Below are 233 nucleotides of genomic sequence, written 5' to 3' on the forward strand. Positions count from 1 at the left end.
CCCACCACGTCCGTGGCCAGTGTCAGCCCGGAGGTCACGAGGGCGGCCGTGACCAGCGCGAGGAAGAGGGCCAGGCACTCGGCGTCCGCGCATTCGCGCTCGAGGTCGGCCTGGGTGCGGTCGGCGACGGCGGGGGCCGGCTCCACCACGGAGTGGCGGTCCGCCTCCTCCGTGGGAGCGGGGGCGGGAGCGGATGCGACGTCGGCGGTGCGGTGCGGTGCGGTGGCGGTGGC

General features: G+C 77.3%; 1 pseudogene. It reads right to left on the reverse strand.

The window, feature by feature from the left end:
* A pseudogene (locus ACWXWW_RS18385) lies at positions 1–233 on the reverse strand (hypothetical protein); the annotation flags it as partial.

This window comes from Microbacterium sp. KNMS, assembly GCF_053851835.1.